Here is a 13,988-nt window from a genome sequence, read left to right as displayed (position 1 = left end):
TCACACCAGCTGGCAGGAGACCTCTCCGATCCCCTCGATCCGGCCGGAGACCGCGGTTCCGGCCGGGTAATATTGCAGGCCCGAGATCGAGCCGGTGATGATAACCTGGCCCTTGCGCAGCCCGCCGCAATGGGCCCCGAGATGGGTGCGCAGCAGTTCGACATTGGCCAGCGCCGAGCCGCCGGGAACGCTGGTTTCACCGTCGATCACCGTCACGTCGCCACAGGTGAGCCGGGCGTCGAGGGGCCCGAAATCGGTCCCGTCCCAGTCGGGCAGATCGGGGCCGAGGACCAGGCCGTCGTTGATCAGCCTGTCGGCGAATTTCTTCATCGGATCGTCTTCGACGCCGGTGAGGCGGGTGTCGACCAGTTCCAGCACCACGCGCGGCCGGAGGAATTCGGTGACCGGCAGGGCGGGATCGGGATCGGCCAGCAGTTCAAAGCCGATCTCAAGCTCGATCCCCATCCGGTCGCGCACGGCGATCTCGGCGCCCGAGGGAAAGACCCGCGCGGCGCTGATCGGGGCCAGGGTGGGCGGGCCGTCGGGCCGCGCGCCGACCTTGAAGCCGCCGACCGGGCCAAGATGTGCCTGCACCTTCGACTGGATCGCCAGAACCTCGGCGTAGGAGGGCGAGGGCAGGGCGCCCGCATCGGCGCGGCTGCCGCTGTCATGGGCCCGGATCAGGGCGTCGGCGAAGTGGTCCTGCGGTGTCATGGTGTCTCTCGTCTGCGGGGGTGCGGGGGTGGCAACAGGGGTAGTGCGGCGCGGGGCCCGGGGCCAGAGGGTGCGGGGCCTAAATCCAGAGATGACCGAAAATGATCGCCAGTCCGCCCAGGCAGGCGCCTCCGCGCGACAGAATCCCGCGCGCCGCGATCAACCCGTAGGAAACGAGCCCCAGCCCCAGGCCGATCCGGAGCGCGGCAAGGATCGCGCGGGCAGGGGTGTCGGCCAGCGCCAGAAGCGCGGGATTGGCCACCATGCCCAGCGGGATGATGTAAAGGCCCACACCCAGGGCCATGGCGGTGATCGCGACCTTCAGCCAGTTCTCCCCGATCATGCCGGCGGCGATGAACACCGCGCCGCAGACCGGCGGGGTGATCGTCGAGAGCAGCGCGAACCAGAAGACGAAAAGATGCGCCTGCAGCGGCTCCAGCCCCAGCTGGATCAGCGCGGGGCCCGCCACCGAGACGCAGATCACGTAGGCCGCCGTGGTCGGGACCTCCATGCCCAGCACCAGGCAGGCCAGCGCCGTCAGGAACAGCGAGGGCCAGAGCAGCCCGCCGGAGCCTTCGAGGATCAGCGAGGTGATCTTGACGCCGAGGCCGGTGATCGACAGCACGCCGATCACGATGGAGGCGCACAGGATGATCGAGCCGATCATCGCCACCTGGCCGGCGGCGTTCAGCACGGCCGAGGTCAGCCGGCCGGCGATGCGGGGCGGGTCGAAGGTCAGCTCGGCGTTGAAGAAGAGCAGGGCGGTGGCGGCGATGATCGCCAGCGCCGCGGCGTATTCCGGGGTGAAGCCGATCCAGAACATGGCGTAGATCAGTACGGCGAAGGGGATCAGGAAGAACAGCGAGGTGATGATCACGTCGCGCGCACCGGGGCGGTCCGACGCGTCCACCGCGCGCAGGTTGAAGCGCGTCGCATAGGCGTTGATGCCGACCCAGGTGGCCAGGAAGTACAGAACCGCCGGCAGGATCGCGGCGGCAATGATCGAGGTGTAGGGGACCCCGGTCAGCTCGACCATGACGAAGGCGCCGGCGCCCATCAGCGGCGGCATGATCTGACCGCCCGAGGAGGCCACCGCCTCGACCGCCGCGGCCAGGCGCTTGGGATAGCCCAGCCGGGTCATCGCCGGCAGGGTGATCGCCCCGGTGGAGGCCACGTTGGCCGAGGCCGAGCCCGAGATCGACCCGAAGAGCGCGGACGACAGCACCGACACCTTGGCCGCGCCGCCCTTGAGCCGGCCGGCCGCCGCCGAGGCCAGGTTCATGAAGCCCTGGCCCGCCTCGCCCGCGTTCAGCACCGCGCCGAAGATCACGAAGATCGACACCACGTTGACCGACACGCCCGTCAGCGAGCCCCAGATCCCGCCCTCGGCGATGGTCAGCGTGCCGAGGAAGCTTTGCAGCGGCGTGCCGGAATGGCCGAATTCGCCGGGGATATGCTGCCCGAACAGCCCGTAGAGCAGGGCGGCCAGCGCCACCAGCGGCAGGGGCCAGCCGATCATCCGCCGCGCGGTCTCAAGCACGACACCCAGCAGGATGCAGGCGATCACCAGCTGGAAATTGCCCTCGAGAAACCCGTACTGGTCGGCCAGCGCGTCACTGTTCCACGCGACCCAGAGCGCCGCGGCACAGCCCAGCAGCGCCAGCCCGATGCCAGTGCGCCGCTGCCATCCCGGCTCTGCCCGGTAGACCAGCGCGAAGGGCAGGATGAAGGCCATGTGCAGCGGGCGGCTGACCAGGTTGCGCACGAGCCCGGAAAACACCAGGGCAAGGTGAAAGGCCACGAGGGCCAGGGCAAGGGTGATCCATGCGCTGCGAATGGCGCGGCTGCGGGGCTCCGTGGTCATGATCGGGAAATGTCCGGGGCGGCACCGGGGCGCCGCACCCTGTCGGTCCTCAGTTGGTTGCGGGCACCGCGATGCCGGCTTCTTCGTAATAGCGCAGCGCGCCGGGGTGGAAGGCGGTGGTCACGTTCTCCAGCAGCTCGGGCGTCACGCCGTTCCACCAGCGCGAGACATCCGCCAGTTCCTCTTTCTGTTCCCAGTAGGTCTTTGTCAGCTCGTAGGCCGTGTCGTCGTCCATCTGCGTCGTGGTGAAGGCCGCGACGGGCAGGGAGGTGGTCACGATATCGGTCTCTTGTCCGGCATAGGTGCCGGCGGGGATCACGAGCCGCGTGCGCTTGGTCTCGGCGATCTGGTCGTCGGTCAGCGACAACACGGTCACCGGGGTCGAGGCCGCCGCTTCGATCACGTTCGGTGCCGGGAAGGACCCGGCGGTGACAAAGCCGTCGATCCGTCCGTTCTTCAGCGCGTTCACCGCGTTGGACAGTTCGGCATCGGCGATGGTCACGTCATCGGACAGGCCGAACAGTTCGAGGTACTTGGCGCCTTCGTTGGCGCCGAAGGAGCCCTTGCCCAGCAGGATGGTCTTGCCCGCGAGGTCCTCGAGCGAGGTCGCCTCGCTGTCGGCGGACATCACGAAATGCATGGTCAGCGATGGGATCGGGAAGAGCGCGCGGATCTCTTCGAACTGCGGGCTGGATTTGCCCTCGAACATCGCCTTGCCCTGCTGGGCCAGGCCCACCAGCGCCGGCGGCGTGGTGAAGACATAGTCGGCGCCGCGGGCGCGGACCTCCATTACGTTCTGCACCGACCCCTGGCTTTCCTCGACCGTGACCGAGATCTCGCCATCGGTGCCGGCTTTCATCGCCTCGGCCAGTTCCACGCCCATCTGGTAGTAGGACGAGCCGGTCTTGGCGGACTTGTAGGTCACCCGCGTCTCGGCCGCGAGACCGGTGGCGGCGGCGCCGAGCACCAGCGACCCGGCGATGAGCGTCTTGCGGAAATACATCTGAATCCTCCCGTCTATTGGGCCGGCCACGCGCGAAACCTGGCGGCCGGCCGGTCGCGCAGACCATGGAGACGGACCGCGCAAATGTCCAGTTCACCCGCGCGTCACCGCGACCTGCCTTGCGGAAAATGCATTGCTCATGGCGGGGACAAAAGGCAGGGACCTTCGAACGACAGCCCGATATCTGGTAATTAGTCTTATGTTGTTTGTAGGCGCGCTGGCACGGCGCTCTCCGCGGGACCTGCCCGGTGCTTCAGCACAAGCACCGGCGTCCCGTTCTGACGTGGCAAGGTCCTGCCGCGGCCCTGTCACCTCCTGCCGTCATGGGCCACAGTGGCGCCGAAAATTTCGACCAACGGCACGACCCCGAACCCATGGAACATCTCGACCAAAGCCTGCGCGACCTCTTCACCGATCTTCACGGCTCCGGCCTCTGGCCCGACGAAAAGGCGATTTCCGATTCCATTCTGCGCGCCCCGGCCGAGGAGATCCGCGCCGCCTATGCCGCCGCGCAATCCGAAGGCGAGGTGGATCTGCGCGCCTTCCACGCCGCATGGTTCCGGCCCGTGCAGGCCCCGGGCGAGGGATACAGCACCGATCCCGCCCATGATGCCGCCACCCACCTGGACGCCGTCTGGGCGCATCTGACACGGGCGCCGGACGATCCCGCCGAACGGTCCACGCGGATTCCGCTGCCGAAGCCCTATGTGATCGCCGGCGGCCGGTTTCAGGAGGCCTATTACTGGGACAGCTATTTCACCCAGCTGGGCCTGCTGCGCGTGGGCCGCACCGATCTGGTGCGCGACATGCTGGACAATTTCGCCCATGCCATCGCCAGTTTCGGCTTCATTCCCAACGGGTTCCGGTCGTACTTCCTGACCCGCTCGCAACCGCCCTTCTTCGCCGCCATGGTCGCCGATTACGGCCGTGCCACCGGGGATCTGCCCGGCGCCCTGGCCGCCTATCTGCCAGCGATGGAGGCAGAGTACCGCTTTTTCATGGAAACCCCGCGCAACCACCGGGGCCTTGGCCGGTACTGGGACGAGGGCACGGGGCCGCGGATCGAGATGTACGGGACAGACATCGCCTGGGCCGATCACGCCAGCGCCCATCCGGGGTTCTTCCGCGATCTGCGCGCGGCCTGCGAAAGCGGCTGGGATTTCTCGTCGCGCTGGCTGGCGGATCCGATGGACCTGGGCACGATCCGCACCACGCGGATCTGGCCCGTCGATCTGAACTGCCTGCTGCTGCGCATGGAAGAGATCCTGGCCGAGGCCACCGCGTCTCCCGGGCCGGACCGGTCCCGCGCCTACCACGCTGCTGCCGAGACCCGGCGCGCGGCGATCGCGGCACGGTTCTTCGACGACGACCGGGGCTATTTCTTCGACCTCTCGATCGAGGATGGCACGCCGATCCCCGTCACCTCGGCCGCCGGGCTGTTCCCGCTCTGGGCCGGCGCGGCGACGCCGGATCAGGCCGCGCGCGCCGCCGCCCATGTCGAAGACCACCTTCTGGCGCCGGGGGGCCTGCTGACCACCGACATCGCCAGCGGCCAGCAATGGGACAGCCCCAACGGCTGGGCGCCGCTGCAATGGATCGCGATCCAGGGCCTGCGCCGCTATGGTCACGACCGGCTGGCCGACACGCTGAGGCGGCGCTGGCTGGAGACCTGCGAGACGGTCTTCCGCCAGTCCGGCAAGTTCGTGGAGAAGTACAACGTGCTCGACCCGACCGCGCGCAGTGGCGGCGGCGAATACGACCTGCAGGATGGGTTCGGCTGGAGCAACGGCGTCTACCTCGACCTGCTGCTTGAGGACACCTGAGCCTTCGGCCCGCGCCGTTCCGCCGGCGCCTTAATTGACAAAATCACTCTGGAAAAGCTACGGAAGGCCTGACCCGGCGGGCCCTCCGCCCGGCCGCGGCGGGTCCTCCGCCGGCCTGCCCCTCTGACAAGCGACCCCTGCGATGCTCCGCCAGTTCTTTTCCTACTACCGCCCGCACATGGGGCTCTTCTGGCTGGACTTCGGCTGTGCCGTCGTCTCGGGCCTGCTGGAGCTTGCCTTTCCGCTGGCGATCACCGCCTTCGTCGACCACCTGCTGCCGCTGGGCGATCTGCGGCTGACCGTTCTGGCCGCCGTCGGGCTGGTCGCGATCTATGTCTGCAACACCGGGCTGATGGCGGTGGTGATCTACTGGGGCCACATGCTGGGCATCAACATCGAGACCGAGATGCGCCGCCGGGCCTTTGCCCACCTGACCCGGCTGAGCTGGCGCTGGTACGACCGCGCGGCGACCGGCAAGCTGGTGGCGCAGGTGACCCGCGACCTGGAAGAGATCGGCGAGGTCGCCCACCACGGCCCCGAGGATCTCTTCATCGCGATCATGACCTTCGTGGGGGCCTTTGCCCTGATGGCCTGGATGCATCTGCCGCTGGCGATCATCACCGCCATCGTGCTGCCGCTGATGGTCTGGCTGGTGGCCTTCTACGGCGGACGGATGACGCGGGCCTGGCAGGACATCTATGGTCGCGTCGGCAATTTCAACGTGCGGCTCGAAGAGGCGATCGGCGGCATCCGCGTGGTCCAGGCCTTCGCCAACGAGGGGCACGAGGAAAAGCTCTTTGCCGCCGACAACCATGGCTACCGCCACACCAAGCTGCAGGCCTACCGGATCATGGCCAGCTCAAGCGCGATCCACTACATGGGCATGCGTTTCGTGCAGGTGGCGGTGATGGTGGCCGGGGCGATCTTCGTGATGCAGGGGACGCTGACGACGGGCGGTTTCGTGGGCTTCCTGCTGCTGGTCGGCGTGTTCTTCCGCCCGCTGGAGAAGATCGCGGCGGTGGTCGAGACCTATCCGCGCGGCATCGCCGGCTTCCGCCGCTACCTGGGCCTGATGTCGATCGAGGCGGATATCGCCGATGCGCCGGACGCCATCGAGGCGCCGGCGCTGAAGGGCGAGATCGTGCTGGATCACGTGAGTTTTGCCTATGACGAGCACCGCCCGGTGCTGCACGACATCTCGCTGACGGTGCCCGCGGGCAAGACCGTCGCGCTGATCGGCCAGTCGGGCGCGGGCAAGTCGACGGTGATGGCCCTGGTGCCACGCTTCTACGAACCGACCTCGGGCGAGGTGCGGATCGACGGCATGCCGCTGTCGAAGATGACGCTTGGTTCCCTGCGCCGTCAGATCGGGCTGGTGTCGCAGGACGTGTTCCTGTTCGGCGGCACGCTGCGCGAGAACGTGGCCTATGGCAAGCTGGACGCGACCGAGGACGAGATCCTGAAGGCGGTGGAACTGGCGCAGCTGACCTCGCTGGTCGAAAGCCTGCCCGAAGGGCTGGACACGGTGGTGGGCGAGCGCGGCGTGCTGCTGTCGGGCGGACAGAAGCAGCGGGTCGCGATCGCGCGGGTGTTCCTGAAGGATCCGCCGATCCTGCTGCTGGACGAGGCGACCTCGGCGCTGGACCGCGAGACCGAGCGCGAGATCCAGGCCGCGCTGGCGAGGCTGTCGGTGGGGCGCACGACGCTGGTGATCGCACACCGGCTCTCGACGCTGGAGGATGCCGACGAGGTGCTGATGCTGGACGCCGGGCGGATCGTCGACCGGGGGCGGCACCTGATCGAAGGCGCGCTGCCCGCCCAGGCCGGGATCTCTCGCGACGAGCCGTCAGAGGCAGGGGCCTGATCCCGGGCATCGCACACGCTGACCGGGCGGCGGTCGGGGGCGGACGGGCCGCCCCCTTCGGCGTCAGCGCGCCAGGCCGAGGCTTTCGAGCCAGGCCGCCGAGGGCAGGATGCCGGACTTGTCGCGCAGTTCCATGATCAGGCGCGGACGGTCGCCGAGGGGCGCCAGCGCCGCGAAGACCGCCGGCCAGTTCACCGTGCCCTTGCCGATGGCCCAGTGCCGGTCGGCATAGCCGTCGGCATCCTGCAGGTGGATGTGATGCAGCGTCTCGCCCGCCGATTTCACGAAGTAATCGACCGGCGGCGCCCCGGTGGAGCCATGGGCGTAATGCGCATGCCCGGTGTCGATCGACACCTGCACGGCCGCGCTGTCGAAGCTGAGCGCCAGTTCGCGCCGGGCGTCGGGATCCTTGTCCTCGATATTCTCGATGACCATGGTCACACCGGCCGCCTCGGCCCGGGCGATGACCGGATCCAGCGTCTCGTGCGTCAGGTCGATGACATTCTGGCGCTGGCCGTCGATGTTGTCGAGATTGTTGTACATCCAGGTCGTGTAGGGGCTGTGGATGACCATCTGGGTGGCACCGAGCGCCTCGCAGACCGCCAGGCCCTGGTCCATCCGCCTTGTCACCAGCGCGCGCAGGTCCGGATCGGGATTGGCGATGTTCAGGCCCCAGAACGGCCCGTGAATGCCAAGCCGGCCGGTATAGCCGTCCAGCAGCTTGCGCGCGCGGTCGACCCGCGGCTGCCAGTCGCCGTTCAGAACGTCGGCGTGGATGAAATCCTGGATCTCCAGGTCGCGCTGATCGGCGATCAGCCAGTCGCGCAGGGTTTCGACAGTGTCGAGCGGCATCGCCGCGCCGAGAACGGGAAGAGAGGTCATCGAAGGCTCCGTCACAGGGAAGAGAAGCCCACCGCCCGGACATGCCGCGGCGGGGGCCGACCGGCCCCGGTTACGGGCGCATCATGACAGAATGATTGCAGTTTCAAGATTTTACAAACTGTCACAAAACCCGGCCGCAGTCTTGTTGAAACGTTCAAGAAACCGTCGCCCCATCTTCATGCCAGGGGCGTTGAAGGGCCGCGCCGGGGGTCCTTCCTCGGGCGCTGCCCTGCAACCGATCCGCCCGGACGATCACGGTCCACCGGCGGGTGACCGGGAGACATTGAGATGATCCGACTGAACAGACGCCACGCGCTCGGCCTGATGGGCGCCACCGCCACGGGGCTGATGCTGCCCGGCTACCTCCGCGCCCAGGGCGCCCGGCCCTCGATCACCATCGCGGTGCAGAAGATCACCAACAACAACACGCTCGACGTCTGGAACGAACAATCCAACGTGGGCGAGCGCGTCTTCTATCCCAACCTGTGGGAAGGCCTGATCCTGCGCGACTGGATGGGCGACCAGGGCCCGGTGCCCGGCCTGGCCACCGAATGGCGACGCATCGACGACAAGACGCTTGAGCTGAAGCTGCGCGAAGGCGTGAAGTTCCACAACGGCGACGAGCTGACGGCCGAGGACGTGGCCTTCTCGTTCTCGCGCGAGCGGCTGTTCGGCGATACCGAGCCGGCCGGCGGCGAGACGATCTTTGCCGTGGATTACAAGCCCGAGACCGCCAAGGACATTCCCGCCGCGCTGCCCGGCATCGGCCGCCGCAAATGGCCGTCGCTGGCCGGCGTCGAGGTCGTCGACAAGTATACCGTGCGCTTCCACAACGCGACGCCGGATGTCACGATGGAAGGCCGGCTCTATTCCGGCGGCAGCCAGATCCTGAACCGCCGCGCCTGGGACGAGGCCGCCAGCTATGACGAATGGGCCTCCAAGCCCGTCACCACCGGCCCCTATTACGTCGAGGAGTACCGCCCCGACGTGTCGCTGACGCTGCATGCCTTCGACGATTACTGGGGCGGCCGCCCGCCGCTGGAGCGCATCACCTTCGTCGAGGTCCCCGAGGTGGCCAGCCGCGTGAACGGGTTGCTGTCGGGCGAATACGATTTCGCCTGCGACCTGCCGCCGGATCAGATCGGCACGGTGATGAACACCGACGGGTTCGAGGTTCAGAATTCCACCATCTGGAACCACCGCATCTCGACCTTCAACACCCGCAACGAGATCCTGGCCGACCCGCTTGTGCGCCGTGCCATGACCCATGCGATCGACCGCGACGCCATCGTGCAGGCGCTTTGGGGCGGGATGACGGTTGTCCCCGCCGGCCTGCAGTTCGAAAGCTGGCGCGGGTCGGACATGTTCATCGAGAACTGGACCGTTCCGGAATACAACCCGCAGCTGGCGCAGGACCTGCTGAAACAGGCCGGCTACAAGGGCGATGCGATCCCCTATCGCCTGCTGAACAACTACTACACCAACCAGGTGCCCACCGGGCAGATCCTGGTCGAGATGTGGAAGCAGGTCGGCCTGAACGTCGAGATCGAGATGAAGGAGAACTGGGGCCAGATCATGGACTTCAGCACGCCGGGCGGGATCCGCGACTGGTCGGCCTCGAACACGATCAACGACCCGATCACGCCGATGGTGACGCAGTTCGGCCCGAACTCCTCGCCGCAGCAGAACCACGAATGGACCAATGCCGAGGTCAACGAGCTGGCACTGGTGATGGAGACCTCGACCGATCACGCCAAGCGCAAGAAGGCCTTCGCCCGGATGCTGGAGATCTGCGAACGCGAGGATCCGGCTTATCAGCTGCTGCACCAGAACGCGGTCTTCACCGGCATGCGGTCGGACCTGAACTGGAAGGCGGCGCCGGCCTTCGCCATGGACTTCCGCGCCGAGAACTGGCGCCTCGACGGCTGACCGGGCACGCCCCGACACCCCCGGCGGGCACCGCGCCCGCCGGGGTTTTTCCGGTTCCACATTCCCCAACCCGACCGCACCCCGTCCACCGCAAAGGAGAGCGCATGACCAACCTTGTCGAGATCCGGGATCTCAGGGTCGCCTTCGACGGCGTGCCGGTGCTGCATGGCATCGACCTGGACGTGCGCCCGGGCGAGGCCCTGGGCCTTGTCGGCGAAAGCGGCTGCGGCAAGTCGGTGACATGGCTGGCCGCGCTGGGGCTTCTGCCCTCGAAGGCCACCGTCTCGGGCCGGGTCCGGCTGGGCGAGACGGATCTGTCCGGCGCGCCGCGCGCGCAGCTGGAACAGGTGCGCGGCGGGCGGATCGCGATGATCTTCCAGGATCCGTCCAGCGCGCTGAACCCGGTTCTGAAGGTCGGCCGCCAGCTTTGCGAGGCGCTGAAGCTGCACCGCGGCCTGACCGGCGCGCCGGCCAAGGCCGAGGCGCTGCGGCTGATGGACCTGGTGGGCATTCCCGATCCGAAGGGGCGCTTTGCGCTTTATCCCCACGAATTCTCAGGCGGTCAGTGCCAGCGGCTGATGATCGCCATGGCGCTGGCGGGCGAACCCGATCTGCTGATCGCGGACGAGCCCACCACGGCGCTGGACGCCACGATCCAGGCGCAGATCCTCGACCTGCTGGCGCGGCTGCGGGCCGAGATGAACATGGCCACCGTCTTCATCAGCCACGACCTGGGCGCGGTGGCGCAGGTCTGTGAACGGGTCTGCGTGATGTATGCCGGGCGTATCGTCGAACAGGGCGAGGTCGGGCTGCTGTTCGACCGCCCGCGCCATCCCTATACGCGGGGTCTGTTCGACGCGCTGCCCCGGCTGGATGGGCCGCGCGTGCCGCTGGTGCCGATCCGGGGCACGGTCCCCGATCCGCGCAACCTGCCCAGGGGCTGCGCCTTTGCCCCGCGCTGCGCCCATGCACGCGACTTCTGCCACAGCGAGCGGCCGGATCTGCACAGGCAGCAGGACGGACGCGCCCTCGCCTGCGCCTATCCCCTGCCCGCCGCACCGGCCACGCAGGACACCGCCCCGGCCCGGCGCGAAGGAGTGCATTCATGACCGCCGTTCTCGACGCCCGCGACCTTGTCCGCATCTACGAAAGCCGTCAGGGCCTTCTGGCCCGCCCCGTGCCGATCCGCGCCGTCGATGGCGTCAGCCTTAAGGTTCACCCGGGCGAGACGCTGGGCATCGTCGGCGAAAGCGGCTCCGGCAAATCCACTCTGGGCCGGATGCTTCTGGGTGTCGATCCGGCACAGGGCGGTGAGGTTCGGCTGGCCGGAACGCCCATGCCCCCGCGCGGCACGGCCGACTGGCGGGCGCTGCGCGCGCGGATCCAGATGGTCTATCAGGATCCGCTGTCCGCGCTGGACCGGCGTCTGCCGATCTCGGTCCAGATCCGCGAGCCGTTGGACATCCACGCCATCGGCACCCCCGCCAGCCGCGCCGCCCGGGTCGAGGAGCTGATGCAGGCCGTGGGGCTGCGCCCCGATCAGGCCGGGCGCTATCCGCATGAACTCTCGGGCGGTCAGCGGCAGCGGGTGGTGATCGCCCGCGCGTTGGCCACCGGCCCCGACCTGCTGGTTTGCGACGAACCCGTCTCGGCCCTTGACGTGTCGATCCAGGCGCAGGTGGTGAACCTTTTGCGCGACCTGCAGCAGGGCGGCCAGCTGAGCATGGTCTTCATCAGCCACGACCTGAAGGTCGTGCGCAATCTGTGTGACCGGGTCGCGGTGATGTACCTGGGCCGCATCGTCGAGGAAGGCCCGGCCGAAGAGCTCTTTGCCCATCCCCGGCATCCCTACACGCAGGCGCTGGTGTCGTCGGTGCCGGAGCCGGGCCGGGCGCTGGACAGCCGCGTGATCCTGCAGGGCGAGCCGCCGAACCCGGGCAAGCGCCCCTCGGGCTGCGCCTTTCATCCCCGCTGTGCCTTTGCCACCGGGATCTGCCGCGCAGAGCTGCCGCAGCTGCAAACGGTCGCGCCCCGGCAGACCGCCGCCTGCCACCACGTGACCGGCGCGCCCGCGTCGCGCGCCGCCTGAGGAGGCCGCCATGATCGCCTTTGTCCTGGTCCGTCTGTTCCGCGCCGTCGTGACGGTGCTGGCCGTGATGACCTTTGCCTTCGTCGTCCTGCGCATGTCGGGCGATCCGGCGCAGGTGCTGATGGGCCCCGATGTACCGCAGAACGTCGTCGATGCCTTCCGCGCGGAATGGGGGCTGGATGCGCCGCTCTGGCAGCAGTACATCAGCTATTTTCGCGAGATCCTGTCGGGCGATTTCGGTCTGTCGATGCGGGATCGCTCGCCCGCGATCGAGCTGGTGCTGGAACGGGTGCCCGCGACCCTGCAGCTGACGATCCCGGCGCTGCTGCTGAAGCTTTGCATCGGGATCCCGGCGGGGATCTATGCCGCGCTGCACCGCGACAGTGCCATCGACCGGGGCGTGATCTTCCTGGCCATTCTGGGCTTCACCATACCGTCCTTCGTGATGGGGCTGGTGCTGGTGCTGATCTTCGCCGTGACGCTGCATGCCCTGCCGTCGGGCGGGATCGGAACATGGCAGCATGCGCTGCTGCCCGCGATCACCATGTCCATCGGCGGGATCGGTATCCTCGCGCGGTTCTCGCGCTCGGCCATGATCGAGGTTATGGGCCAGCCCTATATCCGCACCGCCTCGGCCAAGGGTGTGCGCTGGCACGACGTGGTGCGCGGCCATGCGCTGCCCAATGCCGCCGTGCCGATCGTGACCATCGTGGGCTTCATGGTCGGCTCGGTGATCTCCGGCGCCGTGGTGGTCGAGACGATCTTCTCCTGGCCCGGGATCGGGCGGCTGCTGATCGTGTCGGTGGCCAACCGAGATCTGGCCGTCGTGCAATGCATCCTGCTGCTGATCGCTGCCGTGATGGTGGTGTCGAACCTTGTGGTCGACCTGCTTTACGGCTGGCTCGACCCGCGCCTGCGCGCCCAGCCCGCGCATTGAGAGGACCCACAGATGACGCTTGCCCCCGCTTCCCCCACCGGCGCCCCGCGCAGGACCCTGCTGCGGCGGATGACCGGTGTGCCCGGCGCCGTGGCGTTCAGCCTTGGCTGGCTGGCGCTGATGCTGCTCTGCGCGATCTTTGCCGACTGGATCCGGCCCTATGACGTGACGCAGATGGACCTGATGGCGCGCCTGTCGCCGCCGGGCACGCCGGGCCACTGGCTGGGCACGGACGAGCTGGGCCGGGATGTGCTGTCGCGGCTGATCCAGTCGATCCGCGTGTCGCTTATCATCGCCTTCGGCGCCACGCTGCTGTCGGCGGTCTTCGGCACGTCGCTGGGCTTCCTGGCGGCGCAGTTCCGCGGTGTGGTCGAGCATTTCGTGGTTATGCTGGCCGACTTCCAGGCCGCCCTGCCCTTCCTCATCATGTCGCTGGCCGTGCTGGCCTTCTTCGGCTCGTCCATGTGGCTGCTGGTGGTGCTGATGGGCTTTTACGGCTGGGAACGCTATGCCCGCATCGCGCGCGGCCTTGCGATCTCGGCCGGGGCGCAGGGCTATGCCGAGGCGGTGGTGCAGCTGGGCGCTACGCCGCGCCGGGTCTACCTGCATCACATCCTGCCCAACGTCGCCTCGACCCTCATCGTGTCGATGACGCTGACCTTCCCCGAGATCATCCTGATGGAATCCGGCCTGTCCTTCCTGGGCCTTGGCGTGCAGCCGCCGGAATCGAGCCTGGGCAACATGGTGGGCTTCGGGCGCGAATACCTCACCACCGCGCCCTGGATCATGCTGGCCCCCGCCATGGTGATCATGCTCACGACGCTGTCGATCTCGCTCGCCGGGGACTGGCTGCGCGACAAGCTGGATCCGACGATCCGGTAGG

General features: G+C 68.0%; 11 protein-coding genes. 7 read left to right on the top strand and 4 right to left on the bottom strand.

All coding sequences use genetic code 11. The features are described from left to right. From ATO3_RS19195 to ATO3_RS19185, 3 genes are all read right to left on the bottom strand, one after another. A complete protein-coding gene (locus ATO3_RS19195; RefSeq protein WP_088651519.1) occupies positions 1 to 714 on the bottom strand; it encodes a hydratase in 714 nt (237 codons plus the stop codon). Positions 715 to 793: 79 nt separating this feature from the next. Further along, entirely contained in the window at positions 794 to 2,578 is a 1,785-nt protein-coding gene (locus ATO3_RS19190; protein WP_088651518.1) for a TRAP transporter permease, read from the bottom strand. 49 nt (positions 2,579 to 2,627) lie between these two features. Further along, a complete protein-coding gene (locus ATO3_RS19185) occupies positions 2,628 to 3,581 on the bottom strand; it encodes a TAXI family TRAP transporter solute-binding subunit (RefSeq protein ID WP_088651517.1) in 954 nt (317 codons plus the stop codon). Positions 3,582 to 3,955: 374 nt separating this feature from the next. On the opposite strand from ATO3_RS19185, the gene ATO3_RS19180 reads away from it, so the two are divergent. Further along, positions 3,956 to 5,404: a trehalase family glycosidase gene (locus tag ATO3_RS19180; RefSeq protein ID WP_088651608.1), complete on the top strand. Its 1,449-nt coding sequence runs from the start codon at positions 3,956 to 3,958 to the stop codon at positions 5,402 to 5,404. 142 nt (positions 5,405 to 5,546) lie between these two features. Then, positions 5,547 to 7,268: an ABC transporter ATP-binding protein gene (locus tag ATO3_RS19175; RefSeq protein WP_088651516.1), complete on the top strand. Its 1,722-nt coding sequence runs from the start codon at positions 5,547 to 5,549 to the stop codon at positions 7,266 to 7,268. 63 nt (positions 7,269 to 7,331) lie between these two features. Here ATO3_RS19175 and ATO3_RS19170 read toward each other — a convergent pair whose 3' ends face one another. After that, positions 7,332 to 8,150, bottom strand: coding sequence for a sugar phosphate isomerase/epimerase family protein (locus ATO3_RS19170; protein WP_088651515.1), 819 nt, complete (start codon positions 8,148 to 8,150; stop codon positions 7,332 to 7,334). 288 nt (positions 8,151 to 8,438) lie between these two features. On the opposite strand from ATO3_RS19170, the gene ATO3_RS19165 reads away from it, so the two are divergent. From ATO3_RS19165 to ATO3_RS19145, 5 genes are all read left to right on the top strand, one after another. Further along, on the top strand, positions 8,439 to 10,079 hold the full coding sequence (locus tag ATO3_RS19165; RefSeq protein ID WP_088651514.1) for an ABC transporter substrate-binding protein: 1,641 nt from the start codon (positions 8,439 to 8,441) through the stop codon (positions 10,077 to 10,079). Positions 10,080 to 10,183: 104 nt separating this feature from the next. Continuing rightward, positions 10,184 to 11,188 (top strand): ABC transporter ATP-binding protein, encoded by a 1,005-nt coding sequence (locus tag ATO3_RS19160; RefSeq protein WP_088651513.1) that lies wholly within the window; start codon positions 10,184 to 10,186, stop codon positions 11,186 to 11,188. After that, positions 11,185 to 12,168 carry an ABC transporter ATP-binding protein gene (locus ATO3_RS19155; protein ID WP_088651512.1) on the top strand — a complete coding sequence of 328 codons (984 nt, stop codon included), beginning with the start codon at positions 11,185 to 11,187 and terminating at the stop codon, positions 12,166 to 12,168. The genes ATO3_RS19160 and ATO3_RS19155 overlap by 4 nt, the downstream gene beginning before the upstream one ends. Before the next feature lie 10 nt (positions 12,169 to 12,178). Beyond that, positions 12,179 to 13,105 carry an ABC transporter permease gene (locus tag ATO3_RS19150; RefSeq protein WP_088651511.1) on the top strand — a complete coding sequence of 309 codons (927 nt, stop codon included), beginning with the start codon at positions 12,179 to 12,181 and terminating at the stop codon, positions 13,103 to 13,105. Positions 13,106 to 13,117: 12 nt separating this feature from the next. After that, positions 13,118 to 13,987, top strand: a complete 870-nt coding sequence (locus ATO3_RS19145; protein ID WP_088651510.1) for an ABC transporter permease — start codon at positions 13,118 to 13,120, stop codon at positions 13,985 to 13,987. The last annotated feature ends 1 nt before the right edge of the window (position 13,988 follow it).

Source organism: Marinibacterium profundimaris, from assembly GCF_002210095.1.
Classification (GTDB): domain Bacteria; phylum Pseudomonadota; class Alphaproteobacteria; order Rhodobacterales; family Rhodobacteraceae; genus Marinibacterium; species Marinibacterium profundimaris.
The sequence above is the reverse complement of the archived record's forward strand: the minus strand, read 5'-3'. Positions and strand labels throughout refer to the sequence as shown.